Source organism: Streptomyces sp. NBC_00442, assembly GCF_036014195.1.
Lineage (GTDB): Bacteria > Actinomycetota > Actinomycetes > Streptomycetales > Streptomycetaceae > Streptomyces.
The window spans coordinates 673,891-694,596 of sequence record NZ_CP107918.1 but is presented as its reverse complement, the minus strand read 5'-3'; the positions used below and the strand labels follow the sequence as shown (position 1 = coordinate 694,596).

The 20,706-nt window shown below is 71.3% G+C and carries 18 protein-coding genes, 1 tRNA gene and 2 pseudogenes; 14 read left to right on the top strand and 7 right to left on the bottom strand.

Going from position 1 to position 20,706, the window contains the following annotated elements:
* The first annotated feature begins 273 nt into the window (after positions 1-273).
* Positions 274-2,466 carry a TIM-barrel domain-containing protein gene (locus OG432_RS03220; protein WP_443058546.1) on the top strand — a complete coding sequence of 731 codons (2,193 nt, stop codon included), beginning with the start codon at positions 274-276 and terminating at the stop codon, positions 2,464-2,466.
* Between the two features lie 141 nt (positions 2,467-2,607).
* Entirely contained in the window at positions 2,608-3,594 is a 987-nt protein-coding gene (acuI, locus tag OG432_RS03215) for an acrylyl-CoA reductase (NADPH) (protein ID WP_328307490.1), read from the top strand.
* Here the strand turns inward: acuI and OG432_RS03210 are convergent.
* Positions 3,584-4,549 (bottom strand): TetR/AcrR family transcriptional regulator C-terminal domain-containing protein, encoded by a 966-nt coding sequence (locus tag OG432_RS03210; protein ID WP_328307489.1) that lies wholly within the window; start codon positions 4,547-4,549, stop codon positions 3,584-3,586. The two genes, acuI and OG432_RS03210, sit on opposite strands and share 11 nt — an antisense overlap.
* A 209-nt stretch (positions 4,550-4,758) precedes the next feature.
* Between OG432_RS03210 and OG432_RS03205 the strand changes: the two genes are divergently transcribed.
* The gene (locus OG432_RS03205; protein ID WP_328307488.1) at positions 4,759-5,868 is read left to right on the top strand and encodes an FAD-dependent monooxygenase; all 1,110 of its coding nucleotides are present in this window, start codon (positions 4,759-4,761) and stop codon (positions 5,866-5,868) included.
* A 329-nt stretch (positions 5,869-6,197) separates the two neighbouring features.
* On the opposite strand, the gene OG432_RS03200 is transcribed toward OG432_RS03205, so the two are convergent.
* Positions 6,198-7,406, bottom strand: coding sequence for an IS701 family transposase (locus OG432_RS03200; protein WP_328307487.1), 1,209 nt, complete (start codon positions 7,404-7,406; stop codon positions 6,198-6,200).
* Between the two features lie 328 nt (positions 7,407-7,734).
* On the opposite strand from OG432_RS03200, the gene OG432_RS03195 reads away from it, so the two are divergent.
* The 3 genes and pseudogenes from OG432_RS03195 to OG432_RS03185 all read left to right on the top strand — a co-directional run bounded on the left by OG432_RS03195 (position 7,735) and on the right by OG432_RS03185 (position 9,370).
* On the top strand, positions 7,735-8,133 hold the full coding sequence (locus tag OG432_RS03195) for a hypothetical protein (RefSeq protein WP_328307485.1): 399 nt from the start codon (positions 7,735-7,737) through the stop codon (positions 8,131-8,133).
* A gap of 37 nt (positions 8,134-8,170) precedes the next feature.
* Positions 8,171-9,015: pseudogene (locus tag OG432_RS03190) on the top strand (IS5 family transposase).
* A 31-nt stretch (positions 9,016-9,046) separates the two neighbouring features.
* On the top strand, positions 9,047-9,370 hold the full coding sequence (locus tag OG432_RS03185) for a hypothetical protein (RefSeq protein WP_328307483.1): 324 nt from the start codon (positions 9,047-9,049) through the stop codon (positions 9,368-9,370).
* 16 nt (positions 9,371-9,386) lie between these two features.
* Here OG432_RS03185 and OG432_RS03180 read toward each other — a convergent pair.
* The 3 genes and pseudogenes from OG432_RS03180 to OG432_RS03170 form a co-directional block, all read right to left on the bottom strand.
* Positions 9,387-10,310: pseudogene (locus OG432_RS03180) on the bottom strand (IS5 family transposase).
* Between the two features lie 53 nt (positions 10,311-10,363).
* The gene (locus OG432_RS03175; RefSeq protein ID WP_328307481.1) at positions 10,364-11,317 is read right to left on the bottom strand and encodes a DMT family transporter; all 954 of its coding nucleotides are present in this window, start codon (positions 11,315-11,317) and stop codon (positions 10,364-10,366) included.
* A complete protein-coding gene (locus OG432_RS03170; protein ID WP_328307479.1) occupies positions 11,314-12,300 on the bottom strand; it encodes a phosphatase PAP2 family protein in 987 nt (328 codons plus the stop codon). The genes OG432_RS03175 and OG432_RS03170 overlap by 4 nt, the downstream gene beginning before the upstream one ends.
* A gap of 170 nt (positions 12,301-12,470) precedes the next feature.
* Here OG432_RS03170 and OG432_RS03165 point away from each other — a divergent pair, with 170 nt between their 5' ends.
* Positions 12,471-13,070, top strand: a complete 600-nt coding sequence (locus OG432_RS03165) for a TetR/AcrR family transcriptional regulator (protein WP_328307478.1) — start codon at positions 12,471-12,473, stop codon at positions 13,068-13,070.
* 70 nt (positions 13,071-13,140) lie between these two features.
* Here OG432_RS03165 and OG432_RS03160 read toward each other — a convergent pair whose 3' ends face one another.
* Complete coding sequence (locus tag OG432_RS03160; protein WP_328307476.1) at positions 13,141-13,920, bottom strand: DeoR/GlpR family DNA-binding transcription regulator; 780 nt, start codon at positions 13,918-13,920, stop codon at positions 13,141-13,143.
* 131 nt (positions 13,921-14,051) lie between these two features.
* Here OG432_RS03160 and OG432_RS03155 point away from each other — a divergent pair, with 131 nt between their 5' ends.
* From OG432_RS03155 to OG432_RS03130, 6 genes are all read left to right on the top strand, one after another.
* Positions 14,052-14,936: an SIS domain-containing protein gene (locus OG432_RS03155; protein ID WP_328307474.1), complete on the top strand. Its 885-nt coding sequence runs from the start codon at positions 14,052-14,054 to the stop codon at positions 14,934-14,936.
* A gap of 52 nt (positions 14,937-14,988) precedes the next feature.
* Positions 14,989-15,846: a class II fructose-bisphosphate aldolase gene (locus OG432_RS03150; protein ID WP_328307473.1), complete on the top strand. Its 858-nt coding sequence runs from the start codon at positions 14,989-14,991 to the stop codon at positions 15,844-15,846.
* 109 nt (positions 15,847-15,955) lie between these two features.
* Positions 15,956-17,185, top strand: coding sequence for a cytochrome P450 (locus tag OG432_RS03145; protein WP_328307470.1), 1,230 nt, complete (start codon positions 15,956-15,958; stop codon positions 17,183-17,185).
* 44 nt (positions 17,186-17,229) lie between these two features.
* Positions 17,230-17,985 (top strand): (Fe-S)-binding protein, encoded by a 756-nt coding sequence (locus OG432_RS03140; RefSeq protein WP_328307468.1) that lies wholly within the window; start codon positions 17,230-17,232, stop codon positions 17,983-17,985.
* Positions 17,982-19,394 carry a LutB/LldF family L-lactate oxidation iron-sulfur protein gene (locus OG432_RS03135; protein ID WP_328307466.1) on the top strand — a complete coding sequence of 471 codons (1,413 nt, stop codon included), beginning with the start codon at positions 17,982-17,984 and terminating at the stop codon, positions 19,392-19,394. Before OG432_RS03140 ends, OG432_RS03135 begins: the two co-directional genes overlap by 4 nt.
* Positions 19,391-20,023 carry a LutC/YkgG family protein gene (locus OG432_RS03130; RefSeq protein WP_328307464.1) on the top strand — a complete coding sequence of 211 codons (633 nt, stop codon included), beginning with the start codon at positions 19,391-19,393 and terminating at the stop codon, positions 20,021-20,023. The genes OG432_RS03135 and OG432_RS03130 overlap by 4 nt, the downstream gene beginning before the upstream one ends.
* Here OG432_RS03130 and OG432_RS03125 read toward each other — a convergent pair.
* Positions 20,013-20,498, bottom strand: coding sequence for a DUF309 domain-containing protein (locus OG432_RS03125; RefSeq protein WP_328307462.1), 486 nt, complete (start codon positions 20,496-20,498; stop codon positions 20,013-20,015). The genes OG432_RS03130 and OG432_RS03125 overlap by 11 nt on opposite strands.
* Positions 20,499-20,591: 93 nt before the next feature.
* Here OG432_RS03125 and OG432_RS03120 point away from each other — a divergent pair.
* A tRNA-Pro gene (locus tag OG432_RS03120) sits at positions 20,592-20,665 on the top strand.
* Positions 20,666-20,706 lie beyond the last annotated feature (41 nt).

The window sequence follows — 20,706 nt, the reverse complement described above, 5'->3', positions numbered from 1 at the left end:
GACAAGTGCCCGCCGCCCGCGCAGGATCCCGACGGCGCGATCTGCGCACGCTTCGACCTGACCGTGAAACCGCCGGCCGGCCAGTGGGACGACAACCCCGAGGGCGGGGTGCCCGTCTCCGTCCAATGGGCCACCCCCACCGACGACTTCGACCTGTACGTCTATGACGACGCGGGCAAGCAGGTCGCGTCGAGCGCCGGGACCGCCGACCCCGAGGCCACCGTCATCCCGAAGGCGTCGGGGACGTACCACGTCGTCGTCGTTCCCTACGACGTGCACGACAACTCGTTCACGGGCACCGCCTACCTGCCCGAGCCGACCGACGCCGGCAACCTGACGGCCTTCGCCGGCAGGGGCGGCACGTACGACATCGCCGCGGGCGCCCTCAAGGCCCGGGTGGACTTCTTCGCCGACGACACCCTGCGGCTGCGCGCGGCCCCGGACGGCATCTTCACCGACCCGCCCGGCAGCCACATGATCCAGACCCCGCCGAAACCGCAGAAGAACACCAACTCCTTTGATTTTGGGGCCTATTACGGCATTCGCAGCAACGACGTCGTCCTGCGCGTCTACAAGAAGCCGCTGCGCTTCGCGCTCTACAAGGGCGACAACAGGACCGTGATCTGGTCCGAGGCGGACCCGCTGCGCTGGACCTCCGGCGGCATGCGCCAGAGCCTGACCCGCGGCGCGGACGAGCAGTTCTTCGGCGGCGGTGAGCAGAACGGCAGCTTCTCCCACCGCGACCAGGTCATGAACGTCGGCAACAACACCAACTGGAACGAGGGCGGCTGGAACAACTCCCAGCCCTTCTACATCTCCTCCGCCGGATACGGGGTGTTCCGGAACACCTTCACGCCCGGCGTGTACGACTTCGGACCGCGGGTGCGTACCGGACAGCAGGAACGGCGCCTGGACGCCTACTACTTCACCGGCGACGTGAAGTCCGTCATCGGCACGTACACCTCGCTGGTGGGCAAGCCGTTCATGCCGCCGGTGTACGGGCTCGAACCGGGCGACTCCGACTGCTACCTGCACAACGCCAACAGGGGCGAGCGCCACACCCTGGACGCGCTCAAGGTCGCCGACGGCTACACCCAGAACCAGATGCCGCTCGGCTGGATGCTCGTGAACGACGGCTACGGCTGCGGCTACGAGAACCTCGCGGAGACCGGCAAGGGCCTCCAGGCCCACAACGCCCAGCTGGGGCTGTGGACCCAGGACGGCCTCGACAAGCTCGCCGAACAGGTCAAGGCGGGCCAGCGGGTCGCGAAACTGGACGTGGCCTGGGTCGGCAACGGCTACGGGTTCGCGCTGAAGGCCTGCGACCAGGCGAAGGCCGGCATCGAGGACAACAGCGACGCCCGCGGCTTCGTATGGCTGCCCGTCTCCTGGGCGGGCGCCCAGCGCTGCGGCGTCCTGTGGAGCGGCGACCAGAAGCTCAGCTGGGACTATCTGCGCTGGCAGATCCCCACCTATGCGGGCGCCACGCTCTCCGGCATCGCGTACAACACGGGAGACGTGGGCAGCATCTTCGGCCACGACCCCAAGATGTACACCCGTGACCTGCAATGGAAGACGTTCCTGCCCGCCATCATGACGATGGACGGCTGGGCCAAGGACCTCACCACCGGCAAGGCCGCCGATCAGCAGCCCTGGCTCGACGGCGAGCCGTACGCCTCCATCAACCGGAAGTACCTCCAGCTGAAGGAGCGGCTCATCCCGTACACGTACGGGCTCTCCAAGGACGCCACGAAGACCGGCGTCGGCGCGGTCCGCCCGCTCTCCCTGGAGTACCCGGACGACCCCAACACCCTGGGCGACAAGGCAAAGTACGAGTTCCTCGCCGGCCCGGACTTCCTGGTCGCGCCCGTCTACAGCGACACCAGCGTCCGCGACGGCATCTACCTGCCCCAGGGCACCTGGACCGACTACTGGACCGGCAAGACCTACCAGGGCCCCACCACCATCGACCACTACGCCGCCCCGCTGGACACCCTCCCGCTGTTCGTGAAGGGCGGATCCATCGTCCCGATGTGGCCCAAGGGCACCACGTCCTGGCAGACCCGGGACAAGGGCGAGCTGGACTACGACGTCTACCCGAGGCTCGGCAGCTCCTCCTACACGCTGTACGAGGACGACGGCGTCACCCGGCAGTTCGCCACGGGGGCGTCGGCGACCCAGCGCGTCCAGGTCACCTCGGCCGGACGCGCCTGCGTCATCGACGTCGGTGCCAGTGTGGGGAGTTATCGGGGCAAGCCGGCCGGCCGCGCCTACCGCCTCACCGTGCACGGCACCGCGGCTCCCGGGATCGTCGCACTCGGCGGGGAGCGGCTGCACCGCTACGGCTCGGCGGCCGAGCTGAATGCCGGGGGTGCGGGCTGGTACTTCGATGCCGCGACCGGCGTGACGGAGGTGAGGACGCCGTCGCAGCCGACCGGGCACGCCTTCTCCGTCCGGATCGCGTGAGCGTGACCTGACGTCCGCCACCGGGTCGGGGGCCGTACCGTGAGCCGTCCGGTGCGGCCCCTCCGCACGTGTGCCGCGCGGGCTGGGGCAGGATCGGCGTACGGCTGAACAGGCACCCCCGACTGCCAGGAGAGCGATTCGATGTCATTGCGCGCCATCCGTGTGAACAAGGACGAACAGGGTCAGCGGGTCGAGATCGTCACGCTCCAGGAGAGCGATCTCCACGAAGGCGATGTGACCGTCGCCGTGGACTACTCGACCGTCAACTACAAGGACGGCCTCGCGCTCGCCCACGGCAAGGGCATCGTGCGGACCTACCCGCTGGTCCCCGGCATCGACTTCGCCGGCACCGTCGAGTCGTCGAGCCACGCCTCGTTCGCGCCCGGCGACAAGGTGGTGCTCAACGGCTACGGCGTCGGCGAGGGCCACGACGGCGGGTTCGCGCAGAAGGCCCGGGTCAGCGGCGACTGGCTGGTCCCACTGCCGGCCGGCCTGACCACCCGGCAGGCGGCCGCGATCGGCACCGCCGGATACACCGCGATGCTCAGCGTGCTCGCCCTTGAGGACGCGGGACTCACCCCGGACAGCGGTGACGTGCTCGTGACCGGCGCCGCGGGCGGTGTCGGCTCGGTCGCCGTGACGCTGCTCGCGGGGCTCGGGTACCGCGTGCTCGCCTCCACCGGGCGGCCCGCCGAGGCCGGCTATCTGCGCGACCTCGGCGCCGCCGAGATCGTCGACCGTGCCGAACTCTCCGCGCCCGGCCGTCCGCTCGGCAAGGAACGCTGGGCCGGTGCGGTCGACGCGGTCGGCAGCCACACCCTCGTCAACGTCCTCGCGGGCACCCGCTACGGCGGCACCGTCACCGCCTGCGGCCTCGCTCAGGGCGTGGACCTGCCGGGCACCGTGATGCCGTTCATCCTGCGCGCGGTGACCCTGGTCGGCATCGACTCCGTGCGGGCCCCGATGGAGCGCCGGATCAGGGCGTACGAGCGGCTCGCCCGGGACCTCGACACGGCACGCCTGGAGGCGATGACCACGGTCGTCGGCCTCGACGAGGTGCCCGGCGTCGCGGAGCGCATCCTCGCCGGCCAGGTGCGCGGGCGCACCGTCGTGGACGTCAACGCCTGACCGTCGCGGCGGGCGCGGCCGGCCCGGACCCGCCGCGCTCCACGATGGCCGCGAAGCCGTCGAGGAGCGGGCCGAGACCGAACGCGAAGAGCTCGTCGAAGCGCAGGTCGTACCCGTCGGCGAGGTCCGCGGTGATCCGGCTGAACACCGGATATCTCCCGGACCTCACGAGCGCGTCGAGGGCGGCGGCCTGCTGCTCCATCCATCCCTCCTCGCTCACTCCCGTGGCGGCCGCGGCCTGGCTCTCCTGCTCCAGGCCGGCCGCGAGCCCCTGCACATACCCGTACAGGAGCACATGGACGTCCATCATGGTGGCCGGTTCCAGGCCGTACCCGTCGAGCGCGGCCAGCGCCCACTCGGCGTGGACCATCAGGTTGGGGAGCAGCAACGGGCGGGTGAGCGGGGCGAGTTGGGCCAACCAAGGATGCTTGCGGAACACCGCCCACAGGGTCCGCCCGCCCAGTTCGAGCCGAGCCCGCCAGCCGTCGGGCGGCTCGGCCGGATAGCCCGCCTCGCCGAAGGCGGCGTCCGCCATCAACAGCACCAGGTCGTCCTTGCTGCCGACGTACCGGTACGGCGACATCGCGGCGACGCCGAGCCGGGCGGCGACCCCGCGCATCGAGAGCGCACCGATGCCCTCGCCGTCCGCGATCTCGATGGCCGCCCGCACGATCCGCTCGCGGGTCAGCTCGTGCTCGGGCCCGAGGCGCACCCGCGCCCGCGGGGCCGGGGCGCGCTCGCTCACCACGGTGCCGACCCGGGGCAGCGTCTCCACGAAGCCTTCGAGGCGCAGGGTGGTGAGCACCTTGGTGGCGGTCGCGAGCGCCACCCCCCACTCCTTGACGATCCCCCGGGTCGAGGGCACCCGGTCGCCCGGGGCGAGCTCGCCGCTCGTGATGCGGCGCCGGATCTCGCCGACGATGCGCCGGTAGGGCGGCTCGCTCTCCACTGGCATGCCGGCTCGCCTTCCGTCGCGGGCCGTGGAAAGTTTCTGGGACGGCCCTCGTGACCTGTACTAGTGCAGAGGCTAGCAGCAGCGGAGGCGTTCATGCCGTCCTTGTCCTAGTGCAGTACATGGAAAATGGGCGGTTGGTAGCTGTGCGCATACGTCGTACATTCAGTAGGTGTACGGGGTATTTTCGCTGAGTGATCAAGGAGACAGTCATGAAGACCGTCCTCATCTCCGGCGCCGGGGTGGCCGGCTGCGTTCTCGCGTACTGGCTGGGCCGCAACGGCTTCGCGCCGACCGTCGTGGAGCGCGCTCCCGGGGTGCGGCCCGGCGGGCAGGCGGTCGACATCAGGGGAGTGGCGCTCGACGTGGTGGAACGGATGGGCCTGCTCGGGCGGGTCCGCGGGGCGGCCACCCGCATGCGGGGCATGTCGGTGCTCGACGCGGACGGCCACGAGGTCCACCGGTCCACGGAGGCCACCTTCAGCAGCGGCCGCCTCGACAGCGGGGACGTCGAGCTGCTGCGCGAGGACCTGGTGGGCATGCTGGAACAACTGGCCCTGGGTGAGGCCGAGTTCATCTACGGGGACCGTGTCACGGCGCTCTCGCAGGACGAGCGCGGCGTCCTGGCCGGCTTCGAGCACGGCCCCGCCCGCGCCTTCGATCTCGTGGTGGGGGCCGACGGACTGCACTCGGCGGTGCGGGGGCTCGTGTTCGGCCCGGAGGGGGAGTGGGCGTATCACCTCGGCATGCATCTGGCGGTCTTCAGCGCGGAGAACTTCCTCGGCCTGGACGACTGGCAGCTGTGGCAGCGCGACGGCGACGCCGGGTACGGGATCTATCCGGTGCGCGGCAACAGCGAGTTGAGGGTCACCTTCGGCTTCGCGTCGGGACCGCTCGACCCCGGGGCCCGCGACCCCGAGGCGTTGAAGCGGCAGATCGCCGAGCGGATGGGCGCGCTGCGCTGGGAGCGGCCCCGGCTGCTCGAGGCGCTGTGGTCCGCGCCGGACTTCTACAGCGACGCGATGGCCCAGATCCGCCTCGACCGGTGGTCACGGGGGAGGGTGGTACTGCTCGGGGACGCCGGGTACTGTGCCTCGCCGCTCTCGGGGCAGGGCACCAGCGTCGCGCTCGTGGGCGCGTACGAACTCGCGGACGCGCTCGGCCGCGCGGGCGGGGAGCACGGTTCCGCTTTCGCGCGGTACGAGGCGCGGCTGCGGCCCTTCGTGGGGCTCAACCAAGCCCTGGCGACGGAGAATCCGGGCGGGCCGGCGAGCGAGGAGTCGGTGGGGCGGGCCAAGAACGCGTTCGCTCTGCGCGGCTGAGCGGGGCGTGCCGGGTGCGCGGTGGAGGCTCGCCCGCGCAGTTCCCCGCGCCCCTCAAACCCGGGTTCGCTTTCGGGCGCGGGCCGGTGGGTGGCTGGTCGCGCAGTTCCCCGCGAGCCCCTGGAGGCACCCCGGCGCCCATGGCTCGGGCCCGCCGCGGCGGAGCCGCGGGGGCTTAGGAGCTGTTCGGCCGGTCAAGCGCGGAGGGCTGCTAGTAGTGCTTTGTTAGGTGGTGTCGTAGGGCTGCCAGGTGGGTTGTCGGCAGGTGGGGCATGTGCCGGTCCAGGTGGCGATGATGTGTTGAAGGAGGTCCAGGGCCTGGTAGAGGGTCAGGCCCTGGCAGGGGCTTTTGGGCTGGTCCGCTGTTCGGTCAGGAACAGGTGGGCGGCGGTGACGAGGGTGACGTGGCGGTGCCAGCCGGTGAACGAGCGGCCTTCGAAGTGGTCCAGGCCCAGGGCGGTCTTCAGTTCCCGGTAGTCGTGCTCGATCCGCCAGCGGGCTTTCGCCAGGCGAACGAGGTCTTTGGCGGGCATGCCGGCGGGCAGGTTCGAGATCCAGTACTTCACCGGCTCGCTCTCGCCCCCGGGCCACTGGGCGATCAGCCAGACCAATGGGATCGTTCCGTCGTCGGCGGGCTTGGGGCGGCGCCCGGCGAGCCTCACCCGCAGGAACACGAAGTGTGAACTCATCGCTGCCTTCGAGCCCTTGCGCCAGGACACGGTCCGGCCGCTGTCGCGGCCCGCGGTCAGGGCGTGCTCGCGAAGGGAGCACGGGCTGGTGCGGTAGCGGGGCAGCGGCCGAGGTCCCAGACCGCCGTAGGCCGGCTGGTGGGGTGCGGCCTGTTCGCCATGGGCGGTCATCTCGCCCTTGGCCTGCAGGACGTAGGCCAGGCCGCGGTCTTCCAGGCCGCGGCGGAAGTCGGCGTTGGCGCCGTAGCCGGTGTCCGCGACCAGCACAGCGGGCCGCAGACCGGTGGCGGCGAGTTCGTCGAGCATGTCCAGGGCGAGCTGCCACTTGGGCCGGTGGTGTTCGGCCTCGGGTATCCGGCAGGCCCGCCGGCGTGCCGCGGCCTCGGGCCCGTCCCAGGGGGCGGGAAGGAACAGCCGCCAGGACAACGGACACGAGGCGGTATCGGACGCGGCATGAACGCTGACGCCGATCTGGCAGTTGCCGACCTTGCCCAGAGTGCCGGAGTACTGCCGGGCCACCCCGGGCGAACAACGGCCGTCCTTGGGGAAACCGGTGTCGTCCACCACCCACACCTGCGGCCGCACCGACGCCACCGCCCGCCATGCCAGCCGGGACTGCACGTCCTGGACCGCCCACGTCGAGGACGTCATGAACTGCTGCAACTGCTGGTGATCGACACCGAGGCGTTCCGCCATCGGCTGCATCGACTTCCTGCGGCCGTCCAGCAGCAGCCCCCGCAGGTACAAGGCACCCTTCTCGCGCTGATCCCGCCGCACCAAGGGCGCGAACACCTCGGACGCGAACTCCTCCAGCCGCATCCGTACCGCCGCAAGCTCCCCAGCCCTCATACAGCCAGCGAACTACCAGAGCCCCGACACGACAAGGACACCTAACAAAGCACTACTAGGGCCTGTCGTTTGGATCAGTCGGTCGTTGGACCGGGTGTGCCCGCATCTTCCTCTGGTCCGCCCGGTGATCCGGACGAAACTGCCTAGTGCCAGGTCGGGGTAAGGCTGGGACACGGTGCGGGCGCCGTCGGGCGCCGGTGTCGGCCGGCGTGGCTGAGCGGGACCGGGTGGCCGGCACGCGACCTCGGTCGCCCGAAGTGGCAAGCTGCGCAAGGCAGTTCAGGCTGGCAGGTGGCTCCGTGAAAGCGTCGCTGCTACCGTTCGATCCATGATGGTCAACATGCCCACCGGGCTCGGCGGGCCAGCGCGGGACAACTGGCTCATGGTGCTGTCGTCGGTGGACCCATCGGAGAGCGGCAGGCGAGCCTTCGACGGCTTGTACGCCAACTTCGGTGCGCGCGTGGACCTTTCGCCCGGCGATTGGGTTCTTTCGGTCATCGGTGAATCGGACCCCGTCGTCCAGGTCCGCCTGTACGAGGTGTCCGCCAGTGGTCGTCTCGCGGAGCGTGGTTCCTGGGCCGCGTCCGCCCAGCCCAATTGGATCCTTGAGGTGCGGGACAGCATCGCGTCCCTCGTCAATCCGAGCTACGAGGCGCTCATGCGGGCATACGAGAGCCCTGAAGGACGGGCGGCGATGGAGCAGGTCCGCAAGCGCCTCAACCCCTAGGCAGGTTCGTTTGGATCAGTCGGTCGCTGGTCCGGGTGTGCCGTTGACTGATGCGCAGGGGGCGTGGATTGAGCCATTGCTCCCGGACCGGACGCCGAAGCGGGATGGCCGCCGGCGGGACCATCGTGAGGTGATCGACGCGATCGCCTTCAAGTTCCGGACCGGTACCCAGTGGGTACACCTGCCGGAGAAGTACGGCAACGGGCGGGGCATCTGCAACCGGCTGCGGAAGTGGGCCGTCGACGGCACGGGGGAGCGGGTGTTCACCGCCCTGGTGGCCCAGGCCGACGCGGACGAAGACGTCAGCTGGGCCGTGTCCGTGGACTCCACCATCGTGCGCGCTCACCAGCACCCTGCCGGAGCCCGCAAAAAGGGGCCCCGGCCGGAGAGCCGGGCGATCACGCCATCGGCCGGTCCCGGGGCGGACTGACCACGAAGATCCACCTCGCGGCCGACGGCCACTGCCGGCCGCTGGTGTTCGTCCTCACCCCCGGTCAGGCCGCAGACACACCGGCCTTCACGGAGGTCATGGCCCGTCCGCGCGTTCCCCGCTCCTTGGGACGGCCCCGCACCAGGCCGGACCTGATCCCGGCTGACCAGGCGTACTCCTCCCGCGCGATCCGCGACCATCTGCGCAGACCCGACATCCGGGCGGTGATCCCGCAACGGGCCGACCAGCAGGCCAACCGCCGACGGCGCGGACCGGCCGGCGGACGACCACCGGCCTTCGACCGCGAGGCGTACAAGCAACGCAACACCGTCGAGCGGTGCATCAACCGCCTGAAGCGGTGGCGCGGTATCGCCACCCGCTACGAGAAGACCGCGACCATCTACCTCGCCGCACTCCATATCGCGGGCATCTTCCTCTGGTCCGCCCGGTGATCCAAACAAAACTGCCTAGTAGCGTGCTCCCGTGCATGAGATCTTCAGGTCGCTTCCGTGGCCCTTCGAGAAGGCTGAGTTCCCTCCGAACCTCGGAGCCGTCGTTCAGTGGACGGTAGCGAGCGGAGACCTCCCGGCGTTGTTCATCGGCCACACCGAAGAGAACTCCTGGCTTGTCGGCGATGGCGTGAACGATCCGAACCTCGCTGGCGCGTGTGCTGTCCTGTGTATATGGGCCGCGATCGAGCACGACTCGAGCATGCGACAGCTCGCCGACCTGCCAATCAGCTGGGCTGCCGAGCGGGATGCGCCTGGTGCCCCATGGCGCCGGGCTCCTTTTCAGCTCTTGGACTAGAGCTGTCGGGCGCCGATCATGTGCGGAGCCGGATGACAAGGGTGGCTGTGGTGACGGTGCCGAGGAAGACGTACCCACGCTTGTCACAGCGGGTCGCAACCGTCCGGGGATTCTTCAGCTTGTTGATGGCCCGTTCGACGGTGTCGCGCTTCTTGTACCGGTCCTCGTCGAAGCTCGGTGGCCGTCCACCTCGTGACCCCTTGCGCAGGCGGGCGGCCTGGGTGCCGGTCTTCTCTTGAATGGTGTGCCGAATGCCTCGCCTTCGAAGGTACTGACGGCAGGGACCGTTGCTGTAGGCCTTGTCGGCCGCGACACTGTCCGGCTTCTCGCGGGGCCCGCCAAGTCCGTGGCGGGGGACCCGGATCTTCTCCAGCACCGGCTCGAACCGGGTGCAGTCGGCTCGCTGCCCGGGTGTGATGATCAAGGACAGGCGGCAGCAGCCGTCCCCTCTCAGGTGGCTCTTGCTGGTGAAGCCCCCGCGCGAGCGGCCCAGGCCCTTACCTCCCGCACCACCTCCACCAGCCGGCCGTGCAGGCTCTGCCACGCGGTTTCGCTCCGATGTTCGTGCGGTTCGCCCCCGGAGTGGGGCCCGGCGGCGGATCGGTGCGGGCGCCGGCTGCGTGCTGGTGGGCGCGGACGATGGCGGAGTCGACCGAGACGTCCCAGTCGATCTCGCCTGCGGCATCGGCCGCGCCCTGGACCTGCTGGAGCAGACGCTCCCACGTCCCGTCGGCCGACCACAGCCGGTGGCGTTCAGAGACGGTCTTCCAGGGCCCGAAGCGTTCGGGCAGGTCACGCCAGTGCACGCCAGGCCGCACCGGTGCGGAATCCCGTCGATCACCTGCCGGTGATCCCGCCATCTGCCACAACGCCTGGTGCCGACCGGCAGCAACGGCCGCAGCCGTTCCCACTCGGCATCGCTCAGATGACCCCGCCCCATGTCCACATCAACGACATGGACCCGAAGCAATCGCATGATCGGCCGGACAAGTCCTAGGCGGGGATGTGTACGGCCGGTTCCGGGGAGGGCAGGTCCGTGGGCAGGGGCAAGGTCGCAGGCATGGGCATGGGCAAGGGCATGGGCTGGGACGTCGTCGGCGGATGCTCCGCCGTGGGTGCGGCGGCGGTCAGCATGATGACGCCGCGGGCCGCCACGCCCGCCGCCGCCGCGGCGGTCAGCCAGCCGAGCGGGCCGCCGTGGAAGCTTTCGCCGAGCAGCGCGACACCGATCACCGAGGCCGCCGCAGGATTGGCGAGGTTGACCACGGCCAGCGGGGCGGCGAGGCCACCGCGGTAGGACGCCTGCGAGAGCAGCAGGCCGCCGACCGCGAACGTCGCCACGAGCACCGTGAGCAGGGTGGTCTGCCACCAGCTGAGGGGGCCCGACGGCAGCTCCGTGGCCAGTGAGGCGGTGACCGTCTGGGTCAGCGCTGAGGCCACCGCCGAGGCGACACCGGACGCGGTGGCGAGGCCGAGCCGGCCGCCGTGCGCCCGGTGCGTGCCGGTCCGCACCAGGAAGGCCAGCAGGAGCGCGGTGGCTGCCGTGATGGCGAGGGCCTCGCTCAGGCTGAGGGCGTCGCCGGGGCTCGCGGGCCCGGTGACCGCGATCAGGCCGGTGAGTCCGCCCAGCGTCCAGGCCGCGCCGCGCCACTCGCGCCGCGTCACCCGGCGCCGCTCGTAGTACGCGGACAGCGGCAGCGCGGCGACGAGCGTGAGCGCGCCCAACGGCTGGACGAGCGTGAGCGGGCCGTAGTGGAGGGCGGCCACGTGCATGAGGGCGCCCGCCGCGTTGAGGCCGACCGCCCACCACCACAGTGGCCGGGCCAGCAACTGGCCGACACCGCTTCCGCCCTGGCCGGCGAGCCGGGACTGGGCGACGGCGGCCAGCGCGTAGCCGGCGGCCGAGGCGAGCGAGAGCAGGATGGCGAGCAGCGCGGACTGGTTCATCGCACGGCCTCGGAGAGGTGGGGCGCGGGGGTCCGCGCGGGAGTGGGTGCCTGCGGGGTCACGGTGGCGGCCTGGGTCAGGGGCGCGGCCTGGGTCAGGGGCGTGGCCGCGTATGCGGGGATCTGCCGGGGCAGCGGAGGGTGCGTGGGTACGTGGACGGCCGGCGCCGTGGAAAGGGGCGCCGCCTGTGGAGGCGCCGCACGGTGGACCCGCTTGGGTGCCGCAGGCAACCGTATGGGCTGCTGCGGTGCCGGCACGAAGTACAGCACCGCACCGAGCAGCGCGGTGGCCACGATCGCGTCCAGCCAGTAGTGGTTCGCGGTGCCGACGACCACGAGCAGCGTCAGCAGCGGATGCAGCAGCCACAGCCAGCGCCGGCGGCCGCGGGTCGCCGTGATCAGCCCGATGGCGACCATCAGGGCCCAGCCGAAGTGCAGCGAGGGCATCGCCGCGAACTGGTTGGCCATGGTGTCGGTGTCGGGGGTCGCCGCGTACACCGAGGGGCCGTAGACCTGTGCGGTGTCGACGAGTCCGGCCGTGGTCAGCATGCGCGGTGGGGCGAGCGGGACCGTGATGTGCAGCACGAGGGCGGCGGCGGTCAGTCCGGCGAGCACCCGGCGCGACCACAGGTAGTGGCCGGGGCGGCGCAGGTAGAGGTAGACGAGGAAGGCCACCGTGGCAGGGAAGTGCACCGTCGCGTAGAAGGTGTTGGCGATCTTCACCAGGGTGTCGCCGTGCAGCAGCAGATGCTGGACGGAGCCTTCGCCCGGCAGGTGCAGCGCCCGCTCCCAGCTCCACACGCGGTCGGCGTTGTCGAAGGCACTGGCCTCGTGTCCGTTGGCCAGCTGACGGCCGAACTTGTAGACGAGGAAGAGCGCGGTCACGAGCAGCAGCTCGCGCACCAGGGGCGGCCGGGAAGCGGTCGTCCCCGGTCCGGCGGGACGGGTCTCACGACGTGTCCCCGTGGTTATACCGGCAAACATGCTCCGGCCCCTTTGAACCTGGATCGATACGTGGAAAAACTCAAGCAAACGTAGGAAGGCTAGATCGAAACTCATCGAGACGCAAACGTCTCGATACGTTTGCGTCTCGATTGAGCGGAGCCTACTCTCGTACGTGCAGGAGTGCCGCTTGTTTTTCCTCGGAGGGAACGATGTCGACGCAGGCCGCCACGGCCGCTGCCCGCCGCAGCAAGATCAGCCCCGAGCGGGAGACCGAGCTGTACGACGCCGTGCTCGACCTGCTCAGAGAGGGCGGCTACGACTCCGTGACCATGGAGGGCGTGGCCGCGCGCACCAAGTGCGGCAAGGCGACCCTGTACCGGCAGTGGAAGAACAAGCCGCTGCTCGTCACGGCGGCGCTCAGCACGAACCGCTGCTCGTTCTTCTCCGGAATCGACACGGGGACCCTGGCCGGGGACCTGCGCGAGGCCGCCCGCGCGGTCGGCCGGCGCGATCGACGTGACGGCGAGCTGATGGAGGCCGTCGGGCAGGCCTACATCAAACATCCGGACCTGCGCGAGGCCTTGCGGGAGACGGTGCTCAACCCGGAGATCGCCGCGCTCGACGCGATGCTCGCGCGTGGGGTCGAGCGCGGCGAGGTCGCGGCCGGTCATCCGGCACTCGGGTACGTCGCCCCCATGATCATGGGCATGCTGCGTGTCGAGCGGCTCTTCGAGGACCGTTTCAGGGGCGAGGAGAACCTGCTCGGACTGCTGGAGTCCGTGATCTTCCCGGCGCTGCGCATCGGCTGACCCGCAGGGGTCGCCGCAGGGGGCACCTCGGGGGTCGACAGCGCGCGGCCGTGCGGCAATTGACGCAGGGTCAGACCGCGATGACCGTCACCCCGGCCTCCGTGAAGCGGGCCACCGTCTCCTCGGACACGGCCGTGTCCGTCACCAGCGTGCCCACCAGGGATGTCGAGCAGATCCTGGCGAACGTCCGCTTGCCCAGCTTCGTCGAGTCCGCCGCCACCACGACGCGCTCGGCCCGCTCGCACAGCAGCCGGTTGATGCCGGCCTCGTCCTCGTCGTGCGCCGAGGCCCCGTGCGTCACGTCGAAGGCCCCGACGCCGAGCACGGCCACATCCATCGTGATCTGGTTCAGGACCCCGCCCGCGAGCGGCCCCGTGAGCTCGTAGGACTGCGGGCGGGCCACCCCGCCCGTCACCACGATCTTGAACTGCGGCCGCACCGCCAGCTCGTTCGCGATGTTGAGGGCGTTCGTCACGATCGTCAACGCCGGTGATCCATGGGACAGTTCGGGGCGCACGGCGAGCGCCCTTGCGACCTCCGTGGTCGTCGTGCCCCCGGTCAGGCCGACCGCCTCGCCGGGAGCGACGAGATCCGCCACGGCCTTGGCGATCCGCTGCTTCTCGGAGGCCTGCCGTGCCGTCTTGTAGCGCAGCGGCAGCTCGTAGGAGACACCGTGCACCAGGGCCCCGCCCCGGGTCCGGACGAGCATCTGCTGCTCGGCGAGCTGGTCGAAGTCGCGGCGGATCGTCGCGGCCGACACTCCGAGGGCGCTCGCCGCCTCGTCGACGTCGAGGCGGCCCTGCTCCACGAGCAGCTCCAGGAGCGTCTGCCAGCGGCCGTCACGCGACATCCGCATCCCCGTTCTTCGTACCGGTAACCGTCCGTAGTGACCTTAGCGCACCGGTAAATGCTTGATCATGCTCGAAATCGAGCTATATTTTGCAGAAACAAGCACGCAGACCCAGAGGGTGGGAGCCGGGCATGAGTCATGTCGAGAACGAACTGAGCAGCCAGCCCGAATGCTGGAAGCGGGCGGCCGACGCGGCCCTCCAGCACAAGGACGCCCTGCCGGCCGCGGGCGAACGCGTCGCCGTCGTCGGCTGCGGAACCTCCTTCTTCATGGCGCAGGCCGTCGCGGCGCTCCGTGAGAGCGCGGGCCTCGGCGAGACCGACGCGTTCGCCGCCTCGGAGTTCCCCGCCGCCCGCGCCTACGACCGGGTCGTCGCCCTGACCCGCTCCGGCACCACCACCGAAGTGCTCGCCCTGCTGGCCCAGGTGCGCGGCGGCACCCGTACCACCGCCATCACGGCCGACCCCGCCACGCCGGTGATGCGGGCCGCCGACGACATCGTCGTCCTCGACTTCGCGGACGAGGAGTCGGTCGTCCAGACCCGCTTCGCGACCACCGCCCTCACGCTGCTGCGCGCCCACCTCGGGCTGCACACCGAACAGGCCGTCGCCGATGCCCGCACGGCGCTGGCCGAGCCGCTGCCCCCAGGGCTCGTGGAATCCACCCAGTTCAGCTTCCTGGGCCGCGGCTGGACCAACGGCCTCGCCCAGGAGGCCGCCCTCAAGATGCGCGAGGCATCGCTGTCCTGGACCGAGGCCTACCCGGCGATGGAGTACCGCCACGGCCCCATCAGCATCTCCACGACCACGACCGCGACCTGGATGTTCGGCGAGGCCCCCGAAGGGCTCGCCGACCAGGTGGCCGCCACCGGCGCGCTGTGGATCGAGGGCCGCCTCGACCCGCTCGCCGAACTCGTCCGCGCCCAGCGCCTCGCCGTCGCCGTCGCCGCCGCCCGCGGTCTCGACCCGGACCGGCCGCGCCACCTGACCCGCTCCGTCATCCTCGACGGCGCCTGAGCGGGCCCGGCCCGAGACCGCACCACGTGACACAGGTGAAGGGGAAGCACTGATGCCACTCGCACGGACCGGCACACTCGTCGCCGAGGCCGCCGTCAAACGCCGCGCCGTCGCGGCCTTCAACATCATCACGCTCGAACACGCCGAGGCCGTCATCGCGGGCGCCGAGGCGGCCAAGTCCCCGGTGGTCCTCCAGATCAGCGAGAACGCCGTCAAGTTCCGCTACGGCCGGGTCCTGCCCCTGGCCCGCGCGGCGGCCGCCGCCGCCGAAGCCGCCTCCGTACCGGTGGCGCTCCACCTCGACCACGTCAAGCAGGACGAACTGCTGCGCCAGGCCGCCGACGCGGGCTTCAGCTCCGCGATGTACGACGCCGCCCACCTGCCGTACGAGGAGAACCTGGCGGCGACGCGCGCCGCCGCCGACTGGGCGCACACCCAAGGACTGTGGATCGAGGCCGAGTTGGGGGAGGTCGGCGGCAAGGACGGCAAGGCGCCGCTCGACGCCCACGCGCCCGGCGCCCGCACCGACCCCGAACAGGCACGGCAGTTCGTCGCCGAGTCGGGCGTCGACGCACTCGCCGTCGCCATCGGCAGCACCCACGCCATGACCTCGCGCACCGCCGAACTCGACCACGCCCTGCTGGCCAGGCTCGACGCGGCGCTGCGGGTTCCCCTCGTGCTGCACGGCTCCTCGGGCGTACCCGACGACGCGCTGTCCGCCGCGGTCGCCGGCGGCATCGCCAAGGTCAACATCGGCACCGCCCTGAACCTGGCGATGACCGACGCCATCCGCAGCTACCTCGCCGCCCACCCCGAGGCCGTCGACGCCCGCACCTATCTGACCGTCGGACGCCAGGCGATGGCGGCCACCGTCACCCGCCTGATCGGGGTCCTCGACCGGATCTCCTGAGCCGCCCGCACCCGCCGCCGGCGCCTCGCACGGCCCCGGCGGCGAAAGTGCCACGTTCCGCCGCTGCGGCGCTCTTCCGATGTGGCCTGACGTCATAGACGATGGGCCTGTGGACAGGCATGAGCACGCTCGGCTCGACGCGCTGCAGCGCGACCCGTATCCGCACTACGCGCGGGCCCGGAACGCCGAAGGGCTGACGTTCGTGCCGGAACTCGACGCGTGGCTGGTCGCCCGGGACGCGGACGTGCGCGAAGTGCTGCGCCGCCCGGAGGCGTTCTCCTCCGCCAACGCGCTGCGCCCCGACGTCCTGCCCGAGCCCGCCGTCCTCGCCGAGATGGGCCGGGGCTTCGGCGGCCGGCCCGTCGTCGTGAGCTCCGACGGGGCCCTGCATCAGCGGCTGCGCGCCCCGGTCGTGCACGGCCTCTCGCCCGCCCGCGTCGCCGCCGTGGTGCCGTACGCCGTCGAACGGGCCACGGACCTGATCGACGCCTTCGCCGCCCGCGGCTCGGCCGACCTCATGGCCGCATTCGCCCTGAAACTCCCCGGCCAGGTCATCGGACACCTCATCGGCCTCGACCCGGCGGACGTCCCGCTCGCCGTGCACGGCGGCTACCGCGCCGAGCAGTTGCTGTTCCGGCCGATGCCGGAGGCGGACCAGCTCGCCGCCGCCCGCGACATCGTCGAGATGCAGCACCTCCTCGACGGCTACGTCCGGGAACGGCACGCCCACCCGCGGGACGACCTGTGCAGCTCGCTGATCGCCGCGCTCACCGCGGGCGGCGAGCCGGCCGGCGCCGGGCTCACCCTCGACGAGCGCCACGAAATGGTCGCCCACCTCCAGAACTTCCTGCTCGCGGGCCACCTCACCACGAGCGCCCTGATCGGCTCGATGCTGCTCCATCTGATGCACCATCGCGCCCAGTGGGAACTGCTCTGCGAAAAGCCCGAGTTGATACCCGCCGCCGTCGAGGAAGCCGCGCGCTACGACAGCCCGATCCAGGGCTTCCGCCGCATCACGACCCGCCCGGTCGTGCTCTCCGGCACCGAACTCCCCACCGGGGCCGTGGTGTTCGTCGCGTACGGCTCCGCGAACCGCGACCCGAGCCGCCACGAACGGCCCGACGTCTTCGACATCACCCGGCCGCCCGCACGCCACCTCGCCTTCGGGTACGGCGTACACGGCTGCCCGGGGTCCCAACTGGCCCGCGAACAGCTGCGGATCACCCTGGAGCTCCTGACGGCGCGGCTTCCCGGGCTGCGCCTGGCCGAGGACAGACCCGTCGTCATGCGGCCGACGATGATCCACCGGTCGCCCGAGGAACTCCCGCTCACCTGGTGAGCCCGTCGTGATCCCGTGCCGGCCACCCGGCATATCCTCCGACCATGCGCGTCGCACTCTTCGTCACCTGCGTCAACGACGCGGTGTATCCCGCCACCGGCATCGCGACGGTGAAACTGCTGGAACGCCTGGGCGTCGACGTCGCCTTCCCGGCCGGCCAGACCTGTTGCGGACAGCCCCAGTACAACACCGGCTACCGGCGCGAGAGCGAACCCCTGGTCCGCCGCATGGCCCGGGTCTTCGCGGGCTACGACCACATCGTCACCCCCTCCGGCTCCTGCGCCGCGATGATCCGCGACACCTATCCGCGCATCGCCCGCAGGGCGGCCGCCGAAGGCAGGGGCACGGAGCTGACCGAGGCCGCCGAAACGCTGGTGCCGCGCGTGTACGAGCTGACCGAGTTCCTCGTCGACGTGCTCGGCGTGAGCGATGTCGGCGCGTACTTCCCGCACACCGTCACCTACCATCCCTCCTGCCACGGCCTGCGCCTGCTCGGCCTCGGCGACCGGCCGCGCCGGCTCCTCGCCGCCGTCAAGGGCCTCGACCTGCGCGAGCTCCCGCGCGCGGAGGAGTGCTGCGGCTTCGGCGGCACGTTCGCCCTCAAGAACCCCGACGTCTCGGCGGCGATGGGCGCCGACAAGGTACGCGACGCCACCTCCACCGGAGCGGATGTGCTGTGCGGCGCCGACAACTCCTGCCTGATGCACATCGGCGGCATCCTGCACCGCCAGGACGCCCCGATGCGGGCCCTGCACATCGCCGAGATCCTCCTCAGCACGGAAGCGGAGCCCCACCCATGAGCGGCACCTTCATCGGCATGCCCGCCTTTCCCCGGGCCGCCCGCGCCGCCGTCCACGACGCCACCCTGCGCGGCAACCTCCGGCACGCCACCCACACCATCCGCGGCAAGCGTGCCCAAGCCGTCGCGGAACTCGCCGACTGGCAGCAGCTGCGGGACGCCGGCAAGCAGATCAAGGACCACACCCTGCGCCATCTCGACCGCTACCTGGAGCAGTTGGAACGGTCGGTCACCGCCGCCGGGGGCACCGTGCACTGGGCCGCCGACGCCGAGGAGGCCAACCGGATCGTCGCCGGCCTCGTCAAGGCCACCGGCGAGAGCGAGGTGGTCAAGGTCAAGTCGATGGCCACCCAGGAGACCGGCCTCAACGAAGCGCTCGCCGCCGAAGGCATCCACGCCTACGAGACCGACCTCGCCGAACTCATCGTCCAGCTCGGCGACGACCGGCCCTCGCACATCCTGGTCCCCGCCATCCACCGCAACCGCGCCGAGATCCGCGACATCTTCCGCGAACGGATGGGGAGGTGGGGCAGGGCCGCCCCGCAGGACCTCACGGACGAGCCCGCCGACCTCGCCGAAGCGGCCCGGCTGCACCTGCGCGAGAAGTTCCTGCGCGCCAAGGTGGGGATCTCCGGCGCCAACTTCATGGTCGCGGAGACCGGCACCCTGGTCGTGTTCGAGTCCGAGGGCAACGGCCGTATGTGCCTGACCCTGCCAGAGACGCTGATCTCGGTCGTCGGCATCGAGAAGACGATCCCCACCTGGCGGGACCTGGAAGTCTTCCTGCAGACCCTGCCGCGCTCCTCGACGGCCGAGCGGATGAACCCGTACACCAGCACGTGGACCGGCACCACCGATGGCGACGGCCCGCGCAGCTTCCACCTGGTCCTGCTCGACAACGGCCGCACCGACGCCCTCGCCGACGACGTCGGCCGCCAGGCGCTTCGCTGCATCCGCTGCTCGGCCTGCCTCAACGTGTGCCCGGTCTACGAGCGGGCCGGCGGCCACGCCTACGGCTCGGTCTACCCCGGACCCATCGGAGCCATCCTCACACCTCAACTCCGGGGCACGACAAGCGAGATCGACGCCTCCCTCCCCTACGCCTCCTCCTTGTGCGGCGCCTGCTACGAGGTCTGCCCGGTCGCCATCGACATCCCGGAGGTCCTGGTCCACCTCCGCGAGAAGGTCGCGAGCCAGGGCGGCCACCTCTGGGAGAAGGCCGCCATGAAGGCGGCCGCCCTGGCCATGGACCACCCCGCGGCGATGGCGGCGGGGGAGCGGATCGCGTCGAGGACCCGCGCGCTGCACCCGAAACGGCCGCCCGGCGCGGGCGCCTGGACCGACAGCCGCGACCTGCCGGACCTGCCGGCCGAACCCTTCCGTGACTGGTGGAAGAAGAACCGCACATGAGCTCACGCGACCGCATCCTGGCCCGCGTCCGTGCCGCCGTGGACGGCGCGCCCGCGGCCCCCGCGCCCACCCGCTCCTACCTGAACAGCCACACTCCGGGCGACCCGGCGGCCGTACTCGACCTGCTGCACCACAACCTCGCCGACTACCGGGCCCGGGTGCACCGCACCGCCGCCGCCTGCCTTGCGCCGCTCGTCGCGCAATTGCTCGCCGCGCGAAACGCCAGGAGCGTCCTGGTCCCGGCGGGACTGCCGGACACCTGGCTCGCGGACACGCACCGGGTACGCGTCGTCGAGGACACCGAAGGCGCAACCGCGGCCCAACTCGACGCCGTGGACAGCGTGATCACCGGCTGCGCGCTGGCCATCGCGGAGACCGGAACCATCGTCCTGGACGCGGGGACGGCCCAGGGGCGGCGCCGCATCACGCTCGTGCCCGACCACCACATCTGCGTGGTGCGCGTACCCGACCAGGTCGTGGCCTCCGTCCCGCAGGCCATGGGCCGCCTCGACCCCGGACGCCCGCTGACCTGGATCTCCGGCCCGTCCGCGACCAGCGACATCGAACTCGACCGGGTGGAGGGCGTGCACGGCCCCCGCACCCTCGACGTGGTGCTCCTCAGCCCGTGAGCCGGGGCGCGTCGGCCGCCGCGTCGACCGGGCCGGGCAGCCGGCCCGCCAGCTCCCGCGCCCACACGGCGAGCCCGTCCAGATCGATGCCGTACGCCGCTCCGCCCCCGTGTGCCGCATACCGGGCGAGCGATCCGGTGCCGCGCTCAAGGAGCGACGCGGCGCCCTTGGCGTTGCCGCGCGCGGCATGCGTGAGCCCCACCGCGAGCTGAGCCAACCCCCGCCACAGCGGCTCCTCCTGGGCGGGGCCCGCCTTCCACGCGTCCTCGAACACCTCGTGCGCGTGGAAGGGCTTCCCCTCCGCCAGCAGCCGCCGCGCCTCGCGCACCGTCTCCTCGGGAGACCGCCGCACGCCCTCCGGCTGCCGGTCCACGCCCTCTGCGCCGTAGGGCAGCGGCCGGCCGAGCCCGTCCCGGGGCCGGGCGTTGCGGGCCCGGCCCTGCGCGTCACGATCCCGGGGTGCAGAACTGTCCATGCGCCGATTGTGCCCCGTTCCTGGCGCGGCCCCGGAGTGCGGTATGGTTCTCATGCACGAACGGCCGGGGGAAACACCAGGTCAGACGGGCATCGGGACGTGGCGCAGCTTGGTAGCGCACTTGACTGGGGGTCAAGGGGTCGCAGGTTCAAATCCTGTCGTCCCGACTCGAAAGAGTCGCAGATCAGGGCCGGTATCGGAGACATCC

Bases quoted from the DNA above. Each gene is read 5' to 3' on its own strand.
- acuI (WP_328307490.1), top strand. From the start codon at position 2,608: ATGTCATTGCGCGCCATCCGTGTGAACAAGGACGAACAGGGTCAGCGG.
- OG432_RS03210 (WP_328307489.1), bottom strand. From the start codon at position 4,549: ATGCCAGTGGAGAGCGAGCCGCCCTACCGGCGCATCGTCGGCGAGATC.
- OG432_RS03205 (WP_328307488.1), top strand. From the start codon at position 4,759: ATGAAGACCGTCCTCATCTCCGGCGCCGGGGTGGCCGGCTGCGTTCTC.
- OG432_RS03200 (WP_328307487.1), bottom strand. From the start codon at position 7,406: ATGAGGGCTGGGGAGCTTGCGGCGGTACGGATGCGGCTGGAGGAGTTC.
- OG432_RS03195 (WP_328307485.1), top strand. From the start codon at position 7,735: ATGATGGTCAACATGCCCACCGGGCTCGGCGGGCCAGCGCGGGACAAC.
- OG432_RS03175 (WP_328307481.1), bottom strand. From the start codon at position 11,317: ATGAACCAGTCCGCGCTGCTCGCCATCCTGCTCTCGCTCGCCTCGGCC.
- OG432_RS03170 (WP_328307479.1), bottom strand. From the start codon at position 12,300: ATGTTTGCCGGTATAACCACGGGGACACGTCGTGAGACCCGTCCCGCC.
- OG432_RS03165 (WP_328307478.1), top strand. From the start codon at position 12,471: ATGTCGACGCAGGCCGCCACGGCCGCTGCCCGCCGCAGCAAGATCAGC.
- OG432_RS03160 (WP_328307476.1), bottom strand. From the start codon at position 13,920: ATGTCGCGTGACGGCCGCTGGCAGACGCTCCTGGAGCTGCTCGTGGAG.
- OG432_RS03155 (WP_328307474.1), top strand. From the start codon at position 14,052: ATGAGTCATGTCGAGAACGAACTGAGCAGCCAGCCCGAATGCTGGAAG.
- OG432_RS03150 (WP_328307473.1), top strand. From the start codon at position 14,989: ATGCCACTCGCACGGACCGGCACACTCGTCGCCGAGGCCGCCGTCAAA.
- OG432_RS03140 (WP_328307468.1), top strand. From the start codon at position 17,230: ATGCGCGTCGCACTCTTCGTCACCTGCGTCAACGACGCGGTGTATCCC.
- OG432_RS03135 (WP_328307466.1), top strand. From the start codon at position 17,982: ATGAGCGGCACCTTCATCGGCATGCCCGCCTTTCCCCGGGCCGCCCGC.
- OG432_RS03130 (WP_328307464.1), top strand. From the start codon at position 19,391: ATGAGCTCACGCGACCGCATCCTGGCCCGCGTCCGTGCCGCCGTGGAC.
- OG432_RS03125 (WP_328307462.1), bottom strand. From the start codon at position 20,498: ATGGACAGTTCTGCACCCCGGGATCGTGACGCGCAGGGCCGGGCCCGC.